This window comes from Paraburkholderia sp. SG-MS1 (assembly GCF_012275575.1).
GTDB lineage: Bacteria > Pseudomonadota > Gammaproteobacteria > Burkholderiales > Burkholderiaceae > Paraburkholderia.
Genome location: NZ_NPIH01000224.1, coordinates 1 through 24,226, shown reverse-complemented (window position 1 = coordinate 24,226; position 24,226 = coordinate 1). Strand labels below are relative to the sequence as shown.

19 protein-coding genes and 1 pseudogene are annotated in these 24,226 nt (G+C 63.9%); 10 read left to right on the top strand and 10 right to left on the bottom strand.

Translation table 11 applies throughout. The annotated features are described in order from the left end of the window. The 4 genes from CIC12_RS20460 to CIC12_RS20445 form a co-directional block, all read left to right on the top strand. Positions 1-412 (top strand): Smr/MutS family protein (locus CIC12_RS20460; protein ID WP_174772117.1); only part of this gene is annotated, 412 nt, incomplete at its 5' end. Between the two features lie 13 nt (positions 413-425). Beyond that, positions 426-1,046 carry a TRIC cation channel family protein gene (locus CIC12_RS20455; protein WP_168666411.1) on the top strand — a complete coding sequence of 207 codons (621 nt, stop codon included), beginning with the start codon at positions 426-428 and terminating at the stop codon, positions 1,044-1,046. Positions 1,047-1,243: 197 nt separating this feature from the next. After that, a complete protein-coding gene (locus CIC12_RS20450; protein ID WP_168666409.1) occupies positions 1,244-1,903 on the top strand; it encodes a glutathione S-transferase family protein in 660 nt (219 codons plus the stop codon). Positions 1,904-2,147: 244 nt separating this feature from the next. Next, positions 2,148-3,065: a LysR family transcriptional regulator gene (locus tag CIC12_RS20445; protein ID WP_168666407.1), complete on the top strand. Its 918-nt coding sequence runs from the start codon at positions 2,148-2,150 to the stop codon at positions 3,063-3,065. Between the two features lie 95 nt (positions 3,066-3,160). On the opposite strand, the gene CIC12_RS20440 is transcribed toward CIC12_RS20445, so the two are convergent. The 4 genes from CIC12_RS20440 to CIC12_RS20425 all read right to left on the bottom strand — a co-directional run bounded on the left by CIC12_RS20440 (position 3,161) and on the right by CIC12_RS20425 (position 7,625). Continuing rightward, positions 3,161-4,276, bottom strand: a complete 1,116-nt coding sequence (locus tag CIC12_RS20440) for an ABC transporter ATP-binding protein (RefSeq protein ID WP_168666405.1) — start codon at positions 4,274-4,276, stop codon at positions 3,161-3,163. A 112-nt stretch (positions 4,277-4,388) separates the two neighbouring features. Next, positions 4,389-5,246 carry a carbohydrate ABC transporter permease gene (locus CIC12_RS20435; protein WP_168666402.1) on the bottom strand — a complete coding sequence of 286 codons (858 nt, stop codon included), beginning with the start codon at positions 5,244-5,246 and terminating at the stop codon, positions 4,389-4,391. After that, a complete protein-coding gene (locus CIC12_RS20430) occupies positions 5,236-6,174 on the bottom strand; it encodes an ABC transporter permease subunit (RefSeq protein ID WP_168666400.1) in 939 nt (312 codons plus the stop codon). The genes CIC12_RS20435 and CIC12_RS20430 overlap by 11 nt, the downstream gene beginning before the upstream one ends. Positions 6,175-6,377: 203 nt before the next feature. Beyond that, complete coding sequence (locus CIC12_RS20425; RefSeq protein WP_168666398.1) at positions 6,378-7,625, bottom strand: ABC transporter substrate-binding protein; 1,248 nt, start codon at positions 7,623-7,625, stop codon at positions 6,378-6,380. A 550-nt stretch (positions 7,626-8,175) separates the two neighbouring features. Between CIC12_RS20425 and zwf the strand changes: the two genes are divergently transcribed. From zwf to CIC12_RS20405, 4 genes are all read left to right on the top strand, one after another. Beyond that, entirely contained in the window at positions 8,176-9,639 is a 1,464-nt protein-coding gene (zwf, locus tag CIC12_RS20420) for a glucose-6-phosphate dehydrogenase (RefSeq protein ID WP_168666396.1), read from the top strand. 182 nt (positions 9,640-9,821) lie between these two features. Then, the gene (gene pgl, locus CIC12_RS20415; RefSeq protein WP_168666394.1) at positions 9,822-10,538 is read left to right on the top strand and encodes a 6-phosphogluconolactonase; all 717 of its coding nucleotides are present in this window, start codon (positions 9,822-9,824) and stop codon (positions 10,536-10,538) included. Then, entirely contained in the window at positions 10,516-12,432 is a 1,917-nt protein-coding gene (locus CIC12_RS20410) for a bifunctional transcriptional regulator/glucokinase (protein WP_168666392.1), read from the top strand. Before pgl ends, CIC12_RS20410 begins: the two co-directional genes overlap by 23 nt. A 190-nt stretch (positions 12,433-12,622) precedes the next feature. Further along, entirely contained in the window at positions 12,623-13,549 is a 927-nt protein-coding gene (locus tag CIC12_RS20405; protein WP_168666390.1) for a bestrophin family protein, read from the top strand. Positions 13,550-13,579: 30 nt separating this feature from the next. Here the strand turns inward: CIC12_RS20405 and CIC12_RS20400 are convergent, their stop codons facing one another. From CIC12_RS20400 to apbC, 5 genes and pseudogenes are all read right to left on the bottom strand, one after another. Beyond that, complete coding sequence (locus CIC12_RS20400) at positions 13,580-14,305, bottom strand: lysozyme inhibitor LprI family protein (protein ID WP_168666388.1); 726 nt, start codon at positions 14,303-14,305, stop codon at positions 13,580-13,582. A gap of 2 nt (positions 14,306-14,307) precedes the next feature. Continuing rightward, positions 14,308-16,593 (bottom strand): Orn/Lys/Arg family decarboxylase, encoded by a 2,286-nt coding sequence (locus tag CIC12_RS20395; RefSeq protein ID WP_168666386.1) that lies wholly within the window; start codon positions 16,591-16,593, stop codon positions 14,308-14,310. An 85-nt stretch (positions 16,594-16,678) separates the two neighbouring features. Next, the gene (gene dcd, locus CIC12_RS20390; RefSeq protein WP_028200499.1) at positions 16,679-17,248 is read right to left on the bottom strand and encodes a dCTP deaminase; all 570 of its coding nucleotides are present in this window, start codon (positions 17,246-17,248) and stop codon (positions 16,679-16,681) included. 260 nt (positions 17,249-17,508) lie between these two features. Beyond that, a complete protein-coding gene (locus CIC12_RS20385; RefSeq protein WP_168666384.1) occupies positions 17,509-18,042 on the bottom strand; it encodes a superoxide dismutase family protein in 534 nt (177 codons plus the stop codon). 119 nt (positions 18,043-18,161) lie between these two features. Next, a pseudogene (gene apbC, locus CIC12_RS20380) lies at positions 18,162-19,248 on the bottom strand (iron-sulfur cluster carrier protein ApbC). Positions 19,249-19,588: 340 nt separating this feature from the next. Here apbC and CIC12_RS20375 point away from each other — a divergent pair. Together CIC12_RS20375 and metG are read left to right on the top strand one after the other, a co-directional pair. Further along, positions 19,589-20,242, top strand: coding sequence for an OmpA family protein (locus CIC12_RS20375; protein WP_168666381.1), 654 nt, complete (start codon positions 19,589-19,591; stop codon positions 20,240-20,242). Between the two features lie 364 nt (positions 20,243-20,606). Then, positions 20,607-22,739, top strand: coding sequence for a methionine--tRNA ligase (gene metG / locus CIC12_RS20370; RefSeq protein ID WP_168666379.1), 2,133 nt, complete (start codon positions 20,607-20,609; stop codon positions 22,737-22,739). Positions 22,740-22,872: 133 nt separating this feature from the next. Here the strand turns inward: metG and CIC12_RS20365 are convergent. Further along, on the bottom strand, positions 22,873-24,226 hold a 1,354-nt coding region (locus CIC12_RS20365), incomplete at its 5' end, for a translocation/assembly module TamB domain-containing protein (RefSeq protein WP_174772115.1).

Here is a 24,226-nt window from a genome sequence, read left to right as displayed (position 1 = left end):
CGAAGCGATCTCCGACGAATTCGACCCCGAAGTGCTGCTCGAAACCGACGAAACGCTCTCCTATTGCCGCCCCGGCGTCAGTCAGGAAGTCGTGCGCAAGCTGCGGCGCGGCGACTGGATCGTGCAAGCGCAAATCGACCTGCATGGGATGAGGCGCGAAGAAGCGCGCGAGGCGCTCGCCGAGTTCATCCGCGAATCGGTGAAGCGGGGCTTGCGCTGTTTGCGCGTGATTCACGGCAAGGGCCTGGGATCGATCGGCAAGGAACCGGTGCTCAAGGGCAAGGTGCGCGCGTGGCTGGTGCAAAAGGCGGAGGTGATCGCGTTCTGCCAGGCGCGTGCGCACGATGGCGGCGCCGGCGCGGTGGTCGTGCTGCTGCAGCCGGGCGCATCGCCGCCTCACGCCAAGCCTTGACGGAGTCACAGTGATCCATCCGAGGCTCACACTGGCGCTGACCATCATGGAAGCGCTGGCTATTTTCGCGTACGCCATTTCCGGCTTCATCGAAGCCCGCAGCCGCCGGCTCGACGCGGTGGGTACGTTCCTCGTGGCGATCGCCACGGCGTTCGGCGGCGGCACCTTGCGCGATGTGTTGCTGGAGCGCCGGCCGTTCTACTGGGTCCAGCATCAGGGCTATCTGATCGCGATCTTCGTGATGTCCCTGTTCGCGCCGACACTGCTGAAGATGACCTCGCGCCTGCTCTCCGAACGGGTGCTGCTGGTGGCCGATGCCATCGGGCTGGGCCTGTTCAGTATCGCGGGGACGTCGATCGCGCACGACGCGCAAATGCCGTGGTTCACGTCGGTGATGATGGGCGTGCTGACGGGTGTGTTCGGCGGCGTGATCCGCGACGTGCTGTGCAATGAGGTGCCGCTGATCCTGCGCGATTCGCGGCCCTACGCGACCTGTGCGTTCGTCGGCTGCTGGCTGTATGTGTTGCTGGACTACGTGAACTTCGACACCGTGTATAGCGTGCTGGTCGCGACCGCGTTTATTCTGCTCGCAAGGCTGGTGACGTACCGATTCGATGTGCGCTTGCCGCATTGAGCGCGCAATGGTGTGGGTCTTTGGGCGTCGGTGCGCAGGCTTGTGGACGGCGCGATTCGCGGAGTTCGTGGCGTTGGCCGCACTGCACCCTCCCACATGGCTGTCGATTTTCATCAGCGTCGTTCGTCGTGGGGTAAACGGCCCTTGCTGCCGTCGTAGCGCCACGGCGCGCCCTGCAACCGTCAAAGGTGACCGCGATGCCCCTCAAGCTTTATGCCCACCCGTTCTCCTCGTATTGCCAGAAGGTGTTGACGGCGCTCTACGAAAACGGCACGCCGTTCGAGCTGCGCCTGCTGGCGCACGACGACCCGTCAACCATGGCGGAGTTCGCCGCGCTCTGGCCGATCAAGCGCTTTCCGGTGCTGTTGGACAGTGAGCGGACCGTGGTCGAGGCGAGCATCATCATCGAATATCTCGGCCTGTATCATCCGGGGCCGGTGCCTCTTTTGCCCGCCGACGCTCGCGCCGCGCTGGAAGTGCGCAGCATGGACCGCTTCTTCGACAACTACATCTCGACGCCGCAGCAAAAGATCGTCTACGACCACATGCGCCCCGAGCCGGAGCGCGATCCGCGCGCGGTGGCCGACGCGCGGGCGATGCTCGACACCGCCTACGGCTGGCTCGACAAGGTGATGGCCGAGCGCGATTGGGCTGCCGGCGACACCTTCAGCCTCGCCGACTGCGCCGCCGCACCGTTTCTCTTCTACGCCGACTGGACGCACCCGATCGATCCCGCCTTCGCGCAGGTGCGTGCCTACCGTCAGCGGCTGCTGGCAAGGCCGTCGTTCGCACGCGCGGTCGACGAAGCGCGGCCGTATCGTCCGCTGTTTCCGCTCGGTGCGCCGGAGCGTGACTGACAGCGACTGAGCGACACTCACGCACGCGAGCCGGCGCGCGCACGGGCGCAATGTGTCGTGCGCGGTGCGAAGCGGCCTGGCGGAACCCGCAAAGAGGCTTTCTCGCCCGCCCATCCTGGCGATCGGCCAGAATCCGCCCCAACCGCAACCGCGCAACACCGCATCCCCCCATCGCGACAACAATATTTCCACCCTGTAAACTCCACCTCAAAAGCCACTTCAGCCATCACTCATAAGGCACACCATGGACCGTTTCGAAGCGATGGAGATATTTACGCGTGTGGTCGAGGCGAACAGCTTCACCAAAGTATCTGAATCGCTCGATTTGCCCCGCGCCAAAGTCAGCCGCACGATCCAGGCGCTGGAGGAGCACGTCGGCGTGCGCCTGCTGAATCGCTCGACGCGCCAGGTGAGCGTCACCGAAGACGGCGCGTCGTTCTACGAGCGCTGCGTGCAGATCCTCGCCGAAGTCGCCGACGCCGAATCGTCGCTGTCGAACAAGCGCGAAAATCCGGCCGGCACGATCCGCGTCGATACGTCGGGCACACTCGCCCGCGCGCTCCTGCTGCCCGCGCTCGACGACTTCTACCGGCAATACCCGGAGATCGACGTGCGGCTCGGCCTCGCCGATCGCAACATCGATCTGATCCAGGACGGCGTGGATTGCGTGATCCGCATGGGCACGCCGGAGGAATCGAGCCTCGTCGCGAAACGCATCGGCGAGGCGCGCATCGTGACGTGCGCGTCGCCTGCGTATCTGGAGAAATACGGCACACCGACCACGCTCGACGAACTCGCGGAACATCGCGCCGTCAACTACGTCTCCGCGCGCACCGGCCGGACCTTCCCGTTCGAATACCAGGTGGACGGCGAGATCGCCAAGGTGACGATGAAAAGCGTGCTCGCGGTCAACGACGGCTCGGTCTACATCGGCGCGGGCGCGCTCGGCCACGGCATCATCCAGCCGTCGCGCTTCATGGTCGCCGAGTTGATCGAGCAAGGCGCGCTCAAGGAAATTCTCACCGACTACACGAGCCCGGGCACACCGCTGTCGATCCTCTACGCGCACCGCCGCAATCTGAGTTCGCGGCTGCGCGCGTTCATCGACTGGGTCAGCGAGCTGTCGCATAACAACCCGGACCTGCGCATCCCGGACGCGTAAGCGGCGACAAAGCAGGCGCCCAAAACAAAGCCCCATGCGTAACGAAACGCATGGGGCTTTTTTCAAGCGTCAAACTACGCGGCGAAGCACGCGTTTCAGGCAATCCGCTCTTCGTTCGACGGATCGAACAGCACCGCCTTCGACGTATCGAACAGCAGCGTGGTGTTCGCCAGCGGCTGGGGGTTCGACGCCGGGTGCACACGGCTCACGATGCGCTTGCCGTTGACCTGCGCGAACACCAGCGTATCCGGGCCGGTCGGCTCGATCACGTCGACCTTGACTTCGATCGGCTGCAGTTGCGCGTTGTCACCATGCGCGCCGCGCGCGTCGGTGATGCGCTCCGGGCGCAGGCCGAGAATCACTTCGCGGCCAACGTGCGACTTCACCTTCGCCGAGTCGAACGGCAGGTTCAGCACCTTGCGGGCAACGCCCGTATCCAGTTCGATGCCGACGCCCGCACCCTGCTCCACCAGCTTGCCTTGAATGAAGTTCATCGGCGGTGCGCCGATGAAGCCGGCCACGAACAGATTCGACGGCGAGTCATAGATTTCCTGCGGCGCGCCGAACTGTTGCACGATGCCGTCCTTCATCACCGCGATGCGGTCGCCGAGCGTCATTGCCTCGATCTGATCGTGCGTCACGTAGACGATCGTCGTGCCGAGGCGCTGATGCAACAGCTTGATTTCCGACCGCATCTCGATACGCAGTTTCGCGTCGAGGTTCGACAGCGGTTCGTCGAACAGGAACATCACCGGATCGCGCGCGAGCGCGCGGCCCATCGCCACGCGCTGACGCTGGCCGCCGGACAGCTGGCCCGGCTTGCGGTCGAGCAGGTGCGTGATCTGCAGCGTGTTCGACACGCGATCGACGATCTGCGTCTGCTCCTGCTTCGGCACCTTGCGGATGTTCAGGCCGAACGAGATGTTCTCGCGCACCGTCATCGACGGATACAGCGCGTACGACTGGAACACCATCGCGATATCGCGATCTTTCGGCGACAGGTTGTTGACCGTCTTGCCGTCGATCTGGATCTCGCCCTTGGTCACGGTCTCGAGGCCCGCGATCATGTTGAGCAGCGTCGACTTACCGCAGCCCGAGCCGCCGACCAGAATCAGGAACTGGCCGTCTTCGATGTCGATATTGACACCCTTCAGAACCGGCACCCCGTTCGGGTAGGTCTTGTACACGTCACGGATGGAAAGGCTTGCCATGCTGTGAATCCTCTTGTCTCTGGTACTGCCTGAAAACGTCTTGTCGGGTGACGGCGGCGCTGTTTTCCTGAAGCGCCGCCGCGCTCGGATGGTTTGGCCCGCGGCCCGGGGTTTAGCCCTTGACTGCGCCGGCCGTCAGGCCGCGCACGAAATAGCGTCCGGCGATGATGTAGACCAGCAGGGTCGGCAACGCGGCGATGATCGCGCCGGCCATGTCCACGTTGTATTCCTTCACGCCGGTCGAGGTATTCACGAGGTTGTTCAGCGCCACCGTGATCGGCATCGAATCGACACCGGAGAACACGATCCCGAATAGGAAGTCATTCCAGATCTGCGTGAATTGCCAGATCAGGCACACCATGAAGATCGGCAGCGAGACCGGCAGCAGGATCTTCGTGAAGATCGTGAAGAAACCCGCGCCGTCGATGCGCGCCGCCTTCACGAGTTCAGCCGGAATGCTGACGTAGAAGTTGCGGAAGAACATCGTCGTGAACGCGATACCGTAGATCACGTGCACCAGCACCAGACCGCTCGTCGTGTTCGACAGGCCCATCATGCCTTCGAAGCGCGCCATCGGCAGCAGGATCGCCTGGAACGGAATGAAGCAGCCGACCAGCAGCATCGTGAAGATCGGGTCCGCGCCGCGGAAACGCCAGTGCGTGAGCACATAACCGTTGAATGCGCCGATGATCGACGAGATCAGCACGGCGGGAATCACCATGCGCACCGAGTTCATGAAAAACGGCTGCATGCCGTCGCAACGCACGCCGGTACAGGCGCCGCTCCATGCCTTGATCCACGGATCGATACTCCAGTGCGTGGGCGGCGTGAGCAGGTTGCCGGTGCGCAGCTGGTCGATGTCCTTGAAGGACGTCGACAGCATCACGTACAGCGGGAACAGGAAATACAGGGCGAACAGAAGCAGGGCCGCGTAAATGACGGCACGGCTGATCGTCATCTTAGGCTGCATTGCGGGTGCTCCTCGATTCCAGATACATCAGCGGCACGAGCACGGCCACGACGGTGGCGAGCATCATCATCGACGATGCCGCGCCGACGCCGAGCTGCCCGCGATTGAACGAAAACGTGTACATGAAAATAGCCGGCAGCGACGTCGACGTGCCCGGACCGCCCGCGGTCAACGCGACGACCAGGTCGAAGGTCTTGATGGTGATGTGACACAGAATCAGCAACACGGAGAAGAACACCGGTCGCATGCTCGGAATCACGATCTTGCGGTAGATGGTGGGCAGGTTCGCGCCGTCCATCTGCGCGGCCTTGAAGATTTCACCGTCGACACCACGCAGGCCCGCGAGGAAGAGCGCCATCACGAAGCCGGTGGATTGCCAGACGGCCGCGATCACGACGCAGAAGATCGCCTTGTCCGGGTCGCCAAGCCAGCCGAACGAGAAGCTCGTCCAGCCCCAGTCGTGGAACACCTTTTCGAGGCCGACGCTCGGCGTCATGATCCATTGCCATGCCGTGCCCGTGACGATGAACGACAGCGCCATCGGATAAAGGAACACGGCGCGCAGCGCGCCTTCGTTGCGGATCTGCTGATCGAGCAGGATGGCAAGGAACAGGCCGAGGCCGATACAGATGCCGATGAACGGAATGCCGAACCAGCCGAGATTCGCCGCCGACGTCCAGAACACGTCGTTGGCGAACAGCTCGCGATAACGGTCGAGGCCGGCGAATTCATAGCGCGGCATCAGTCGCGAAGTGGACAGCGACAAGAACCCGGTGATTGCGATGAAGCCATACACGAAGATCAGGCTGATCACGACGCTGGGTGCGAGCACCAGCTTCGGAATCCAGCGATCGGCAAGGGCCGCCATGGGCGACGCGCGGCGGGCGGCGCTGGCCGTTTTCCCGTTTCCGCTGATAGAAGCAGTCACTACTCGACTCCTGCTGAAACTGTACCGCCGGGATGCTCGCGCACGAATGACACGAGGCGCCGACGGCATAGGTGTGACTCTATGAAACCAGGGTGAAGCCGCCTGCAAGCCGCATACAACGCACGCGCGGCAGCCGGCGGTCTGAAGAACACGCCCGGCGCTTCCTCAGGAAGCCACCGGGCGCGCCGCTTCGCTTACTTCGCTTACTTGGTCTTCGCTGCCTTCGCGAGCGCCTGGACTGCGCTCTTCGAATCCTGCTGCGAGTTCATGAACTTCGTGACCACGTCGGAGATCGCGCCGGCTGCTGCATCCGGTTGCGCCATGCCATGCGCCAGCGACGGCACATACCCGCCCGCCTTGATCGCGACCTGTTCATCCGCGTACGACTTCTTCGCGCAGTCGTCGAACTTGTCCATCGGCACGCCGAGACGCACCGGGATCGACCCCTTGTTCAGGCTGAACTGCTCCTGGAACTCCGGCGTCATGATCGTCTTCGCGAGCGCGAGCTGACCCGGCGTTGCCGCCTTCTGGCCCTTCTGCTGGAAGAACACGAACGAGTCGACGTTGAACGTGTAGCCCTTGTCCGTGCCCGGTACGACCGCGCAGATGAAGTCCGAACCCGACTTCTTGCCGGCGTTGGTGAATTCGCCCTTCGCCCAGTCGCCCATGAATTGCATGCCGGCCTTGCCGTTGATGACCATCGCGGTCGCGAGGTTCCAGTCACGGCCCGTGCGGCCCGCGTCGAAGTAGCCCTGGATCTTGCGGACCGTGTCGAACACGCCGATCATCTTCTCCGACGTCAGCGTCTTTTCGTCGAGATCGACGATCGCCTTCTTGTAGAAGTCCGCGCCTTGCGACAGCACGACGTCTTCCCACAGCGTCAGGTCTTGCCACGGCTGACCACCCATCGCAACCGGCTGGATGCCCGCGGCCTTCATCTTGTCGGCCACCGCGAAGAACTCAGGCCACGTGGTCGGGACCTTGCCGCCCGCCTTTTCGAGTGCAGCCTTGTTGATGTACAGCCAGTTCACGCGGTGCACGCCGAATGGTGCGCCGACATAGTGACCGTCCGCGTGCATGATCTTGTCGATTTCCGGCGGCAGGTTCTTCTTCCAGTCGCCGGCGACCGAGTCGATCGGCACCAGCACGCCCTGCGAAGCCCAGTCCTGGATCAGCGGACCCTTGATCTGCGCGGCGCTCGGTGCGTTGCCCGAGATCACCTGCGTCTTCAGAGCCGTCATGGCTGCCGCGCCGGCGCCACCCGCAACCGCGAAGTCCTTCCACGTGTAACCCTGCTTCGTCATGTCGTCCTTGAGGACGCCGACGGCTTTCGATTCGCCGCCCGAAGTCCACCAGTGCAACACTTCGACCGACTCGGCAGCCTGCACCGCCGAGACGCCACACATCAGACCCGCAGCGCACAAAGCGCCCATGATCGCGCGAAATTTCATTGCTTATCTCCTCCAGACACCTGAACAAAAAACAAATGGCCCCTGATGTCGCCAGGGTGCTGTGGTTGGTTCAAACAGGCAAAACACTGGGCGATCGAGCACGGTCGGGCGCATGCGCGAGGCATGTGCCGGCGGACCGTTGTCCGGCCGCTAGAAGCTCAAGAGATGAGTGGTTTGGGATGCAACTGTCTGTCTCCTCTTTTGATTTTTGCCTGCCCGCGTCGCGCGCGGCAGACTCGAGGTGCCTTGCAAGTCGACCCGGCCAGCCACCCGCCAGCCGCTCCCCTACCCGGACTTCCGTAAGGGCCGCCGGGCAGGCTGGCACGTGCCGACAGGCAATGTCCGTTAACATGCAGGGACGCCCGCCGATTCGAAAAACCGCGCAAGTTGCCGAACAGCGCACGCTTTTTTCATCGAATTAGCGTTACCTCTTGATTTGGATTGTAGTTAAACTACAATTCAGTGTCAAAAAATATTTTATCGGACTACGGTCGCCCTTTTCGAACACTGCGCGCTCGGCGCGGCGGCCCCAGGACATCGACGGAGACTCATGCAAACCGATTCAAGCTTCACCTTCGTTCTCTTCGGCGGGACCGGCGATCTGTCGATGCGCAAGATCCTGCCCGCACTGTTTGAAGCGCACCGTGCGGGCGGCATGCTCGCGGACAGCGGCAAGATCGTCGCGGTAGCGCGGCACGCGGCGAATCGCGGTGAGTATCTGCAGTGGGTGAACGAACACGTCAAGCCGCATGTGTCGAAGAACGGTGTGGACGAAGCCGCATGGACGAGCTTCCTCGCGCGCATCGAGTTCGTGAAGATCGATCTCGGCAACCCCGAAGACTTCGTGCAATTACGCGACGCCATTCAGGATTTGCCCGGCATCCGCGTGTTCTATCTGGCCACGGGTCCGTCGCTGTTCGTGCCGATCTGCCACGCGCTCGCGTCGGTGGGGCTCAACGAGAACGCGCGCATCGTGCTCGAGAAACCGCTCGGGTACGACCTGAAGTCCTCGAATGCAATCAACGACGCAGTCGGCGAAATTTTCGCGGAAGAACAGATCTACCGGATCGACCACTACCTTGGTAAGGAGCCGGTGCAGAACCTGCTCGCGCTGCGCTTCGGCAATGCGCTGTTCGAGCCGCTGTGGCGCCGCGAGTGGGTCGAGAGCATCCAGATCACGATCGCCGAGGAACTCGGCGTCGAAGCGCGCGGCGACTTCTATGACAACACCGGCGCATTGCGCGACATGGTGCAAAACCATTTGCTGCAGCTGCTGTCGATCGTCGCGATGGAGCCGCCCCACTCGATGGACTCGGATTCGGTTCGCGACGAAAAGCTGCGCGTGCTGCGCGCGTTGAAGCCGATCGATCCGAACGAAATCGGCAAGGTCGCGGTGCGTGGCCAGTATCATGCCGGCGGCATCCGCGGCAGCGCGGTGCCGGGCTACGCGACCGAAGCCGGCGTGAAGCCGGACAGCACCACTGAAACCTTCGTGGCGCTGAAAGTCGAGATCGAGAACTGGCGCTGGGCCGGCGTGCCGTTTTTCCTGCGCACCGGCAAGCGCCTCGCCGATCGCGTCGCCGAGATCGTGGTGAATTTCCGCGCGGTGCCGCATTCGGCGCTGGGCGCCTCCGCGCTGCGCGCCGGCGCAAACCGTCTGGTGATCCGCCTGCAGCCGAACGAAACGATTCGCCTCTACTGCCTCGCGAAGCAACCTGGCGAAGGCATGAACCTCGCGAGCGTGCACCTCGACCTCGCGTTCGACAAGTTCTTCCGCGAAGGGCAGATGGAGGCGTACCAGCGTTTGCTGCTCGACGTGATCCGCGGGCGCCTCGCGCTGTTCGTGCGACGCGACGAGCAGGAAGCCGCATGGCGCTGGGTCGAGCCGATCCTGAACGAATGGAAGACCTCGACCAAGCCGCCCAAGCCGTACGCGGCGGGCACTTGGGGACCGGCCGCGGCGAGCGCGATGCTCGCGCAGCACGGCACCTGCTGGCTCGAAGAAGAGAATTGACGCACGACGTGGCGTGAGCTTCGAGCGAAGCGCACGCCACGCCCGAGTAAGACCCACCGACGAACTGAACGGAATGGCGCCGGTATCGCGAAGGCGCCTGCAAGTCATCCCACTTGCAGGCGTTGCGCGAGAGCAGTACGGCAGATTCCGCAGATCTAACAAAAAAGCAGCACGGAGGAGAAGTGATCGAGCTTCACGCTTTCGACGATCAACGCGCCCAATCCGACGCGTTGGCGAAGGCGGTTGGCGACGCGTTACATGCGTCGCTCGCCGCACAGGCGGCCGCGACCGGCACGCCCACTACTAGCGCACGCCCCGCCATGCTCGCCGTGTCTGGCGGCAGCAGTCCGCGTCCGTTCCTGCAAACGTTGTCCACGCAATCCTTCGACTGGTCGCGCATTGCCGTGACGCTGGTCGACGACCGCTGGGTGCCCGAGACAGACAGCGCAAGCAATTCGCAACTGGTCCGCGCGACGCTGTTGCAGAACGCCGCGAAGGACGCGACTTTCTGGCCGCTCGTCGACACCGCGCAGGATCTGCATGCGCACGTCGCCGCGCTGAACGCCGACGCACGCTTTAGCGCCGCGCCCGACGTCGCGATTCTCGGCATGGGCGAGGACGGCCACACGGCGTCGATCTTCGCGGACGCGCCCGAATGGGATCACGCGATCACCACCACCGAGCGCTTCGTCGCCGTGCATCCGGGCAGCGCGCCGCATGCGCGCGTGAGCTGGTCGCTCTGCGCGCTGAAGGAAGTGAAGCACCTGTTTTTGCTGATCGCAGGACCGCGCAAGATGGACGTGCTCAATGCAGCCGCCGCTTCGCTACAAAAAAATGCCATCTCGCAGTTGGCAAACGACAAGGGAGTGAGACTCGATGTCTACTGGTGTGCAAACTAAGGCTGTACCGGGCGCGGGCCAGCACGCCGACGGACCGAGGCTTCTGGCCGACATCGGCGGCACCAATGCGCGCTTCGCGCTGGAGACCGGCCCGGGCGAAATCGGCTCGGTGCAGGTCTATCCGTGTGCGGACTATCCGGGCGTCGCCGAGGTCATCAAGAAGTATCTGAAGGACAACAGGATCGGCCGCGTGAATCATGCGGCGATCGCGATTGCAAACCCGGTCGACGGCGATCAGGTGAGCATGACGAATCACGACTGGAGCTTCTCGATCGAAGCGACGCGCCGCGCGCTCGGCTTCGACACGCTGCTGGTGGTGAACGATTTCACCGCACTGGCGATGGCGCTGCCGGGCCTCACCGACGCGCAACGCGTCCAGGTGGGCGGCGGCGCGCGTCGTCCGAACAGCGTGATCGGCCTGCTCGGCCCGGGCACCGGCATGGGCGTGTCGGGCCTGATTCCCGCCGACGACCGCTGGATCGCGCTCGGCAGTGAAGGCGGCCACGCCACCTTCGCACCCGCCGACGAACGTGAAGACATCGTGCTGCAGTACGCGCGCAAGAAGTGGTCGCACGTGTCGTTCGAACGCGTGGCCGCGGGTCCTGGCATCGAAGTAATCTACCGCGCGCTCGCGGGCCGCGACAAAAAGCGCGTGGGGGGCAACGTCGACACGATCGAGATCGTCAAGCGCGCGCTGGAAGGCGAGCCGCTCGCGGCCGAGTCCGTCGACGTGTTCTGCGGCATTCTCGGCACTTTCGCGGGCAACATCGCGGTGACGCTGGGCGCGCTGGGCGGCATCTACATCGGCGGCGGCGTGGTGCCGCGCCTCGGCGAATTCTTCGCGCGCTCGTCGTTTCGCAAGCGCTTCGAGGCGAAGGGCCGCTTCGAGGCGTATCTGCAGAACGTGCCGACCTATGTGATCACCGCCGAATATCCGGCCTTCCTCGGCGTCTCCGCGATTCTCGCCGAGCAGTTGTCGAATCGCGCGGGCGGCAGTTCGTCGGCGGTGTTCGAGCGGATTCGCCAGATGCGCGACGCGCTGACGCCGGCCGAGCGCCGCGTCGCCGATCTCGCGCTGAACCATCCGCGCTCGATCATCAATGATCCGATCGTCGATATCGCGCGCAAGGCCGACGTGAGTCAGCCCACCGTGATCCGCTTCTGCCGTTCGCTCGGCTGCCAGGGCCTGTCGGATTTCAAGCTGAAGCTCGCGACCGGTTTGACCGGCACGATTCCGGTGAGCCACAGCCAGGTGCATCTCGGCGACACGGCAACGGACTTCGGCGCGAAGGTGCTGGACAATACCGTGTCGGCGATTCTGCAGTTGCGCGAGCATCTGAACTTCGATCAGGTCGAACGCGCGATCGATCTGTTGAACGGCGCGCGCCGCATCGAGTTCTACGGGCTCGGCAATTCGAACATCGTGGCGCAGGACGCGCACTATAAATTCTTCCGCTTCGGCATTCCGACCATTGCGTACGGCGATCTGTACATGCAGGCAGCCTCCGCCGCATTGCTCGGCAAGGGCGATGTGATCGTGGCGGTCTCGAAGTCGGGCCGCGCGCCCGAGTTGCTGCGCGTGCTGGATGTCGCGATGCAGGCCGGCGCGAAGGTCATTGCGATCACGTCGAGCAATACGCCGCTCGCCAAGCGCGCCACTGTTGCGCTCGAAACCGATCACATCGAGATTCGCGAGTCGCAATTGTCGATGATCTCGCGGATCCTGCACCTGGTAATGATCGATATTCTCGCGGTCGGCGTGGCGATTCGTCGCGCAGTGCCTGCAGCGGACGTCGCCGAGACGGTCGCCAAGGCGCGCGAGGGCGCCGATGACGACGCCACCGCCGTGCTGGACTGGCTAAGCCACGGCGCGGCCCCGGCCGCCCGCGATTGAGCCGGTGAAGGTGAATGGCCCACGGCGTGCGTATCGAATGTGATGCGCGCGCCGTGGCGATCTTGGTCGTTGCCCGCTTCGTTGTTCGCATTGCGTCATGTCCGCCTCAAGCGCGCGCCCGCACGGCGCTCCTGCCCGGACAACAAGCGATAATAGACGCTCTATCGCTCGAGACCGACGGCTCAACCCAATGATCATCCGCCCGCATCTCCATTGGTTCCGCATGCTGCTCGCGTGGCGAGGTTCGGTGCTCCCACAGTTGCTGCCGCGGCTCGCGCTGATCTTCTGCATCTCGATCGTCGCACTGGCCGCCCACGACCATCTGCTGCCGATCTCGCTGAACCTCAACACGACTGCGCCCTTCTCGCTGATCGGCATTGCGCTCGCGGTGTTCCTCGGCTTTCGCAACAACGCCAGTTACGATCGCTGGTGGGAAGCCCGCAAGCTGTGGGGTCAACTGCTGAACGAGTCGCGCTCGCTCACGCGTCAGGTCTTCTCGCTGCCGTCCCGGCCGTTGCCGAAAGAAGACCTCGAAGCATTTCTCGCCGCGCTCGGCGCGCTGCCTCACGCGCTGCGTCACCAGCTCCGCAGGGGCGACCCCCACGACGACCTCGCCGCGCGCTTGCCCGCGCCACTGTTCGAGCGCGTCATCGCCTCGCGCTACAAACCGGCGACCCTGCTGCTCTGTCTCGGCGAATGGGTACAGCGCCAGGCGCAGGCCGGCGCGATCGAGCCGATGGCGGTGCTCGCCTTCGACCGGAACCTGAATGGACTATCGGATGTGATCGGCGGATGCGAGCGCATCGTCTCGACGCCGCTGCCGTTCGCGTACTCGGTGATGATTCACCGCACGGTGTATTTCTTCTGCGCGTCGCTGCCGTTCGGGCTGGTCGACAGCATCGGCGTGTTCACGCCGGTGTTCGCGGTATTCGTTGCGTACACGTTCATGGCGCATGAAGCCATCGCATCGCAGCTCGAAGAACCCTTCGGCACCGACGACAACGACCTCGCACTCAACACGATGTCCGCCATGATCGAGGATGCGCTGCGCGATCTACGCGGCGAGCCGGCACGCACGTTGCCGAGCCGGCAAGCGGAAGATTATCTGTTCGATTGACCGTGCGCGAGGCGCAGGCGAGGTGCACGCTCAGTCGTTGCCGACCGTCTCCGACAACCGCTTGAGCGTCGCCACCCGCGCGCCGATGATGTCGATGCGCCCACGCTCGTCGACCACCGGCGTGGTGGCGGTGAGATATGCAGTCCAGGCTTTTTGCGCACGCACGAGCGTGGGGCGCGAATGCGCCGGCATCTTCGACTGCAAGCGGCGGTAGTAGCGGTTCAGATCGAACATCGCGTGCTCGCATTGCGCATCGGCGCGACAGGCGCGCGGACGACGCGGCGGCGGGCCGCCGGCCTTGTCCACTGCGCTGCGCAGCGCGAGCGCGCGGTCGCGCACCGGCTGCAACTGCATGTCGGCCTCGGCCAGCACGTACATTGTGCCGCGCGTCGTCGCAAACACCGCGGCCAGCAACTGCTTCTCGGCCTCGCGCGAGGCGAGCCAGCTTGTCTGGCTCTTCTCCCACAGCTTGCGCCGCGCGGGCGGCAACTTCGCCTGAAGCTGCTGCCACGCGCTGTCGAGCGCGGCCTTCCAGCCGATCCGCGCGTTGTCCATGCACTGCACCTGTCCCACCGTCGTCGACATGTCGCTGCGCGCGAGACACGAGCGCATCGACGCGTCGATCGGATCGGCGGCCGCGACCTCGGCTTGCACCACGGGCGACAGCATGCTGAGGAGCGCCGCCGACGCCAACGTCAGCGCGCCGACTATGCGCCGCCGACTGGCGGCGCCCGGCCAGGACTTCAGACCTCGCATCGTCAGGCGCGAACGCAATCGACGAAATATTCGATGCGCCCGTTGATCATTTCACCGACCAGCCCGTGGATGTCCGTATGGAAACCCGGGAAACGCTCGTTGAACTCGCGCGCGAAACGCAGATAGTTGACGATGGTCCTGTTGAAGCGCTCGCCCGGAATCAGCAACGGAATGCCCGGCGGGTACGGCGTCAACAGGATCGATGTGACGCGGCCTTCGAGTTCGTCGATCGGTACGCGGTCGATCTCGCGGTGCGCGAGCTTGGCGAACGCGTCGGACGGCTTCATCGCCGGCTCCATGCTCGACAGGTACATCTCGGTCGTCAGGCGGGCGATGTCGTTCGCGCGGTAGACGCTGTGAATCTGCTGGCACAGATCGCGCAAGCCGACGCGCTCGTACATCGGATGATGCGCGACGAACTCGGGCAGCACGCGCCACAGCGGCTGGTTGTTGTCGTAGTCGTCCTTGAACTGCTGGAGTTCGGTGACCATCGAGTTCCAGCGGCCCTTCGTGATGCCGATCGTGAACATGATGAAGAACGAATACAGTCCGGTCTTCTCGACGATGATGCCGTGCTCGGCCAGGTACTTCGTGACGATCGCAGCCGGAATGCCGGTCTCGCCGAAGCCGCCGTCCATGTCCAGACCCGGCGTGACGATGGTCGCCTTGATCGGGTCGAGCATGTTGAAACCTTCGGCGAGCGGACCGAAGCCATGCCACGCGTCGTTCGGACGCAGCATCCAGTCTTCGCGCGAGCCGATGCCCTCTTCCGCGAACTGGTCCGGGCCCCACACCTTGAAGAACCAGTCGTCGCCGTATTCGGCGTCGACCTTGGTCATCGCGCGGCGGAAGTCGAGCGCTTCGGCGATCGACTCTTCCACGAGCGCCGGGCCGCCGGGCGCTTCCATCATCGCCGCGGCCACGTCGCACGATGCGATGATCGCGTACTGCGGGCTCGTGGACGTGTGCATCAGATAGGCTTCGTTAAAGCGGTGCTTGTCGAAGCGGCTGTTCTTCGAATCCTGCACGACGATCTGCGAGGCCTGCGAAATGCCGGCCAGCAGCTTGTGTGTGGAGTGCGTCGCGAACACCATCGCGCCGATGCGCGGCCGGCCCGCGCCGATCGCGTGCATGTCCTGATAGAACTCGTGGAATTCCGCGTGCGGCAGCCAGGCTTCGTCGAAGTGGAGCGTGTCGAGCCAGTCGCCCAGCATCTCCTTGATCATTTCGACGTTGTAGATCACGCCGTCGTATGTGCTTTGCGTGATCGTCAGAATGCGTGGCTTGAGGCCCGGGTTTTTCGCGAGCGCTTCGCGCGCGAACGGGTTCGCCTCGATCTTCTTGCGGATGTTTTCCGGCTCGAACTCGCTGCGCGGAATCGGGCCGATGATGCCGAAGTTGTTGCGCGTCGGCGTGAGGAACACGGGGATCGCGCCGGTCATCGTGATCGCGTGGAGGATCGACTTGTGGCAGTTGCGGTCCACCAGCACGATGTCGCCCGGCGCAACGGTGCCGTGCCAGACGATCTTGTTTGACGTCGACGTGCCGTTGGTCACGAAGAACACGTGGTCGGCGCTGAAAATGCGCGCGGCGTTGCGCTCCGAGGCCGCGACCGGTCCGGTATGGTCGAGCAGCTGGCCGAGTTCGTCGACCGCGTTGCAGACGTCGGCGCGCAGCATGTTCTCGCCGAAGAACTGATGGAACATCTGGCCGAGCGGGCTCTTCAGGAACGCGACGCCGCCCGAGTGGCCAGGACAGTGCCACGAGTACGAACCCTCTTCCGCGTACTGCACCAGTTCCTTGAAGAACGGCGGCGCGAGCGAGTCCAGATACACCTTGGTCTCACGGATGATGTGACGCGCGACGAACTCCGGCGTGTCCTCGAACATGTGGATGAAGCCGTGCAGTTCGCGCAGGATGTCGTTCGGCAGGTGGCGCGAGGTGCGCGTCTCGCCGTACAGGAAGATCGGAATGTCCGCGTTGCGGCGGCGCACTTCGGTCACGAACGCGCGCAACGCGACGATCGCCGCGGCCAGCTCCGGCGTCTCGCCTTCCACGACCACGTTGTCGACGTACGGCAGCAGTTCATCGTCGTCGATCGACAGGATGAAGCACGACGCGCGGCTCGACTGCTGCGCAAACGAAGTCAGGTCGCCATAGCTCGTCAACCCGAGCACTTCCGCGCCTTCTTTCTCGATAGCTTCGGCCAAAGCCCGGATGCCGGAACCCGAGATGTTCTCGGAGCGGAAATCTTCGTCGATGATGACGACGGGAAAACGAAACTTCATGGGCGATTCTCCAAAAAGAACGACCGCTGCATTCTGAAAATTGCAGCGGTCACCCGAATAGCTGATGGTCAGTGCGCTGCCGACGTCACGTCTTGGGCAACGTGACGCCGTGCTGACCTTGATATTTGCCGCCGCGATCCGCGTACGACGTTTCACAAATCTCGTCGCTTTCGAAAAACAGCACCTGGGCGACGCCTTCGTTCGCGTAGATTTTCGCAGGCAAAGGTGTCGTATTCGAGAATTCGAGCGTGACGTGGCCTTCCCATTCCGGCTCGAATGGCGTCACGTTGACGATGATCCCGCAGCGCGCGTAGGTGGACTTGCCCAGACACACCGTCAGCACGCTGCGCGGAATGCGGAAGTACTCGACCGTGCGCGCGAGCGCGAACGAATTCGGCGGGATGATGCAGACGTCGCCCTTGAAATCGACGAACGACTTCTCGTCGAAGTTCTTCGGATCGACGATGGTCGAATTGATGTTCGTGAAGATCTTGAATTCGTCGGCGCAGCGGATGTCGTAGCCGTAGCTCGAGGTGCCGTAGCTGACAATCTTCCGGCCGTCTTCGGAAACGCGAACCTGATCGGGCGCAAACGGCTCGATCATGTTGTGCGACTCGGCCATGCGCCGGATCCACTTGTCGGATTTGATGGTCATAGGTGAACGCTGCTCGACGTGAATGACAGGTGTGTGACGAATAACAACCCGGCGAAACCGGGCGACTTTCGGGCAATGGGGCGGCGCCTTCGAGGTCTGCGGCCCGCGCGGCGCGCCGCTTGAACGGGCCTTGCCACGCTCCGGACGGGTGCTCGACGCCGGCATCAACTGCGGGTTCCAGCCGCGCGCCCGAACGGAAGGCGCTTATTTTACGCGATCACGACGATGCTGCTGTGGGCAATGTCGGAAGGGCTCGCCGCTCACTGGCGAATCACACCGCAAGCGATGGCGGAACCGGCGCCATGCGGCGGATAAGCGTAGGGATCGGCCGCGTCGTGATGCAGCAGCACAGCGCGCTGCAATACCGAACGGATACCGTCGAGCGAGACATCCGGCGCGACGATGAAGCCGGTGGCCACGCCGTTCGCATCCGCATGAATGTTGGCCAGGTCGCCCTCGGCCCGCGCACCCACCTTCAGACGCTCGGCCGCCGGCGAAAAGATCGGGCCCGCGCTGGAGCCGTCGGCGGCATTGCAGTCGCCGCGTTCGTGGACCTGCAATGCGTGGTCGCTATTGGGCGGCAAGCCCGTGAGGTTGTAGGTGACCTGCACGCCGTCCGAGCGCTCGATAAACGTCACGAGGCCGCGCGCCTGATTGCCCACGGTGGGCAGCAACTGCGCGTCGGCGCGCTTTTCCTGTGGTCTCAGGAACGCGCTGCAGCCGCTCAACAGCACACAGCTGGCAGTCAGGACGATGAACATATGCACCGCCTGCCCGTCGATTCGTTTTCCCATGCGATCCTCTTGCCGGCCGGCGGGCGCCCCTGCGGCCGCCGGGCCGAACCTGTGAAGTCGACATGATACCGCGAGACCAGGCGCAAATAGGCGCCTCGGCCCCTTGTCCAAATGGCTGTTCAGGTGTTCTGCACGACGATGTTGGGAAACTTCGACGTCATGTCGCGAGCCCGCTCGGCGATATGGATCGCCACCTTGCGCGCGATCGAGCGATAGATCTCCGCGATGCGCCCGTTCGGGTCCGCCACGACAGTGGGCTTGCCCGAGTCGGCCTGCTCACGGATCGCGATGTCGAGCGGCAGGCTGCCGAGCACGTCCACGCCGTACTCCTTGCCCATCCGCTCGCCGCCGCCAGCGCCGAAGATATGCTCTTCGTGGCCGCAGTTCGAGCAGATATGCATGCCCATGTTCTCGACGATACCGAGGATCGGAATACCCACTTTCTCGAACATCTTGAGCCCCTTCTTCGCGTCGAGCAGCGCGATGTCCTGCGGCGTCGTGACGATCACCGCGCCCGTCACCGGCACGCGTTGCGAGAGGGTGAGCTGGATGTCGCCGGTGCCCGGCGGCATGTCGACGATCAGATAGTCGAGGTCATGCCAGTTGGTCTGCCGCAGCAGCTGTTCGAGCGCGGAAGTGGCCATCGGGCCGCGCCACACCATCGGGTTGTCCTGCTCGATCAGGAAGCCGATCGAGTTGGCCTGCAGGCCGTGGCCGGTCATCGGGTTCATCGACTTGTCGTCGGGCGACTCGGGACGGCCGGTGATGCCGAGCATCATCGGCAGTGACGGGCCGTAGATGTCCGCATCGAGCACGCCGACTGACGCACCTTCGCTCGCCAGCGCGAGCGCCAGATTCACGGCGGTCGTGCTCNCCGACACCGCCCTTGCCGGACGCCACCGCCACGATATTCTTGACGTTCGGCAGCAGTTTCACGCCGCGCTGCACGGTATGCGCGGCGATTTGCTGGGACACGTCGACACGCGCATCGCCGACGCCCGGCACGGTGCGCAGCGCGTCGGTGAACTGGGCGCGAATCGCTTCGAACTGACGCATGGCCGGATAGCCGAGCACCACCTGGAGGCTGACGGCGTCACCTGCCACGGCGACGTTGCGGATGTTCTTGGCGGCCGCGTACGGCGAGCCGGTGTTGGGGTCAGTGACGGCTGCGAGGGCAGCGTCGACCAATGCCCGATCGATACTCATTGACACTCCGTGGGGGAACACGTACGGCGCGGTGGAATCGAAGTCTCGGCCACGCGCCGGAATTTGAAAGAAATTGTTAGGCAGGATTGCGAAATCCAGGCGGCCCGGGCACCCTTCGGGCAGGCGGAACGCCATGGGGTCGCATCACTGCGTGACTTCAGCCTTTATTGTAGTGGCTCACGCCGTGCGCTGCCGTAAGACCCTTCTTCACTGTCGGACCGGAGCGAAGAGAGGGTAGGATTTCCCCTGTTTCGCGTGCTCTACCGTACCGCCGTCATGTTGCCTGGATAAATTGACGGCTATTTGCGGGTTTATTCGCTTCAATCAAGAGGAATCGAAAATGAATGCAAAAATCATGACTCGCCTGGCTGTGTTCGCCGTTGCCGGCTCCGTGCTGGCAGGCTGTGCCACGCAACAGGGCACTAACACCGCCGTTGGCACCGGCGTGGGCGCCGGCACCGGCGCGGCGCTGGGCGCGATCTTCGGCGGCGGCAAGGGCGCGGCGATCGGCGCGGGCGTCGGCGCAGCCGTGGGCGGCGTCACCGGCTACAACTGGCAAAACATTCGCAACCGCATGTCGGGCGCCACCAAGGGAACCGGCACCGAGATTACCGAGCAGCCAGACGGCTCGCTCAAGATGAACATCCCGAGTTCCGTCACCTTCGACACCAGCAGCTACGCGATCAAGCCGTCGTTCGCACCGGTGCTCGACCAGCTCGCGCAAACCATGCAGCAGAATCCGGAGATCGTCGCGTCGGTGGTCGGTCATACGGACAGCACCGGCTCGCCGCAATATAACCAGACGCTGTCGGTCAACCGCGCGCAGAGCGTGACCGGCTACCTCGCGCAGCGCGGCATTGCCCCGCAGCGCCTGTCGGCAACCGGCATGGGCCAGACCCAGCCGATCGGCGACAACAACACCGAAGCCGGCCGCGCGGCAAACCGTCGCGTGGAAATCTATCTGCGCGCTACCGCCCAGCACGCACCGCAATAAGGACAAGGCTTCAGGAGAATGACGCGAGCGGGCGCCGGGGCTTGGCCTGCGGCCCCCAGCCCGGCGTAAAAAGCGGAGGAAAGAAAATCTCGCACGGGAACGAAAAAATTTCGAACTCTGCGGAAAATCCGCGGTCTGTCTTTACGGTACGTGGCTGGCGAAGCCGCCGCGTCACCATTCTCCTCTTGTCGTTGTTGCTCCGGGGTTTAATCACCCCGGTTTTTTTTGGGCGCACGGCATCCCCGCTTTTCGCGCGCTTGCGCGCCGCGACTCGCCGGCCCCGCGCCCGCGCGGCCCACCCCGCGCAGGGCGGCCGCCCTGCTAGAATCAACGTTTCGTCCCACCGCAGGCTCCCGCCATCCTTATGTCAGCACCCGCCACCGATCTCTCCGCAGGCGCGCCGTCAGGCCGTCGCCAGATTCTCGTCACGTCGGCCCTTCCGTATGCGAACGGGCAAATCCATATTGGCCACCTGGTCGAATATATCCAGACGGACATTTGGGTCCGGACGTTGCGGATGCACGGGCACGAGGTCTACTACGTGGGCGCCGACGACACGCACGGCACGCCGGTCATGCTGCGCGCGGAGAAGGAAGGTCTCACGCCGAAGCAGTTGATCGAGCGCGTCTGGCAGGAACACAAGCGCGATTTCGACAGCTTCGGCATTTCGTTCGACAACTACTACTCGACCGATTCCGAAGAAAACCGCGTTCTCAGCGAAAACGTCTATCTGGCGCTCAAAGAAGCGGGCCTGATCGACGCGCGCGACATCGAACAGGCGTATGACCCGGTCAAGGAAATGTTCCTGCCGGACCGTTTCATCAAGGGCGAATGCCCGAAGTGCGGGGCGAAAGACCAATACGGCGACAGTTGCGAAGTATGCGGTTCGACGTATCTGCCCACCGAGCTGGTCAATCCGTATTCGGTCGTCTCGGGCGCCACGCCGATCCGCAAGACCTCGACGCACTACTTCTTCCGCCTGTCCGACCCGCGTTGCGAAAATTTCCTGCGTGCGTGGGTGGGCGGCCTCGCGCAGCCGGAAGCCACCAACAAGATGCGCGAGTGGCTCGGCGACGCGGGCGAAGCCAAGCTCGCCGACTGGGACATCTCGCGCGATGCGCCCTACTTTGGCTTCGAAATCCCGGGCGCGCCGGGCAAGTATTTCTACGTGTGGCTGGACGCGCCGGTGGGCTACTACGCGAGCTTCAAGAACCTCGCCGAAAAGCGCGGTCTCGACTTCGACGCGTGGGTCCGCCAGGGTTCGAAGGCCGAGCAGTACCACTTCATCGGCAAAGACATTCTGTATTTCCACACGCTATTCTGGCCGGCCATGCTCGAATTCTCGGGCCATCGCACGCCGACCAACGTGTTCGCGCACGGCTTCCTGACCGTGGACGGCGCGAAGATGTCGAAGTCGCGCGGCACTTTCATCACCGCGCAAAGCGTGATCGACACGGGCCTGAATCCGGAATGGCTGCGCTATTACTTCGCGGCCAAGCTGAACAGCACGATGGAAGACCTCGACCTGAACCTCGACGACTTCCAGGCGCGCGTGAATAGCGACCTGGTGGGCAAGTACGTGAACATCGCGAGCCGTGCGGCCGGTTTCCTGATCAAGCGCTTCGACGGCCGCGTCCAGGACAGCGCAATGCAACACCCGCTGCTCACCACGCTGCGCGCCGCCGTGCCGCAAATCGCCGCGAACTACGAGGCGCGCGAGTACAACCGCGCGCTGCGTCAGACCATGGAGTTGGCCGACGCGGTCAACGCATACGTCGACACCGCCAAGCCGTGGGATCAGGCAAAAGACCCGGCGAACGCGGTCGCGCTGCATGAAACCTGCAGCGTGAGCATCGAGGCGTTCCGCCTGCTGTCGCTCGCGCTGAAGCCGGTCCTGCCGAAGCTGGCCGAAGCGGTTGAAGGCTTCCTCGGCATCGAGCCGCTGGTGTGGGCCGACGCCAACGTGCCGCTCAGCTCCACGCGTCCGATCAACGCGTACAAGCACCTGATGACGCGCGTCGATCCGAAGCAGATCGAAGCACTGCTCGCGGCCAATCGCGACTCGCTGCAAGCCGCACCGCAAGCGCCGGCGCCGGCCGACGCGAAGAACAAGGCGAAGGCCGCGAAAGCCGCCGCCAACCATGACGACACGCCCGGCGTGATCTCGATCGACGATTTCGCGAAGATCGACCTGCGCATTGCGAAGATCGTCGACTGCAAGGCGGTGGAAGGCTCGGACAAGCTGCTGCAACTCACGCTCGACGTCGGCGAAGAGAAAACCCGCAACGTGTTCTCGGGCATCAAGTCGGCGTATCAGCCGGAGCAACTGGTCGGCAAGCTGACGGTGATGGTCGCGAACCTCGCGCCGCGCAAGATGAAGTTCGGCCTGTCCGAAGGGATGGTGCTGGCCGCATCGGCTGCGAATGAGAAAGCCGAACCGGGCCTGTACGTGCTCGAACCGGATAGCGGCGCGAAGCCTGGCATGCGCGTGAAGTAACGCGCGGCAGCATCGCTCGCGGCGTCCGGCTACGGGCTTACACGAAAAAACGGCACGCTTTGAAAAGCGTGCCGTTTTTATTCGGCGGGTGGTGATGCGCGCAGCCGCATCCCACCACATCGGCACAACCGCGTCACCACAGCGACTTGAACCGGTCAAAGCGACGCGTGTACAGTACGTCGGCCCCATAGAACGTGCCGCCGTACGCGACCACCGACCAGTAGCGCGTCAGGTTGATGGTCGCCTTGATCGCATTGCTTGCCGATTGCAGCCCTTGCTCGTAGCCGATCACGAGCCACTCGTTGATCGCCTTCGATACCATCACCACCTGCGGATCGGTTAGTCCGACATCGCTTCGGCCGATCGAAAACTCGTCGAGCCCGACCGTCTCCGCGATCCTCTTGCCGGTCGCGCTGCCGAGCAGCGCGAGCGCGGTCGTCATCGTGCTTTGCTGGCCGAGGTTGTTGCCCTGATCCGTGCCATGTCCGAACAGCAGCCACGAGAGCTTTTCGTTATCTGGCACGCTCGGCTCCGACACCAGCCGCGCCACCGGCGACTGAACCGTGCCGGTCACCTGAACGCCCGCCTCGACCTGCTGGTTGCGGCGCATCGCCAGAATATTGATGCCGGGGTTCGTCACCGGACCGTTGAACGTGAAGAATCCATTCTCGATGGTCAGCTTGCGGCCGAACGCGGTATAGGTCGAACCCTGCGTGACGCGCACGTTGCCGACCGCGCGCAGCGGCGTGTTCGGCGCGCTCATCGCGGTAATCGTGCCAGTCAGGCCGAGATCCGCGCCCTGGCCGCGGAAGCGGAAGTCATTGCCGAGCCCGATTTCGATATTGGCGTTCGGCGTAAACGGCCCGACCGGCTGGGCGCCGCCCGCCACCGGCCGTGGCCGGCCGCCTGACGTGGTGCCGTCCGGGCGCACGATCACGACGTCATCGCCGAGACTCGGCGCGGCCTGCTCCGGCAGATCGAACAACGCGTGATCGACGACGAACTTGCCGTTGATCGCCATGCCGCGTTGCGCGCCGCCGTTGGCGATGCTTGCGCTGCCCGTCAGCGACAGATTGCGATCCGGCGACGCGAACAGTTCGAGCTTGTCCGCGACGATGCTCGCGGTCAGATCGGGCTCCGCGCCGTCCAGTCGCACGCGCCCGGTGGCGCGCAGCGTACCGCTCGCGCCGTGGAACTCGACCTGCTGGAAGTCGACCAGATTCTCCGACAGCGCGATGCGCACCACGCCGTCCTTCAACTGCACGCCCTGGTCGACCATCGTCGCGGACAGGCCGTCGCCGACCAGCGAGCCGGTCAGGCTCGGCTTGGCGACCGTGCCGCCGAGCGCGAGCTTGAGCGCGAGATGGCCGTCGAGCAGATAGCTCGGGCCGAGCAGGCCGCCGGTCGTTTTCAGCGAGGGCACATTCGCGTTCACGCTGCCGGACAGCGCGCCCTCCGGATTGAAGGTCAACAGGCCGTCGCGCATC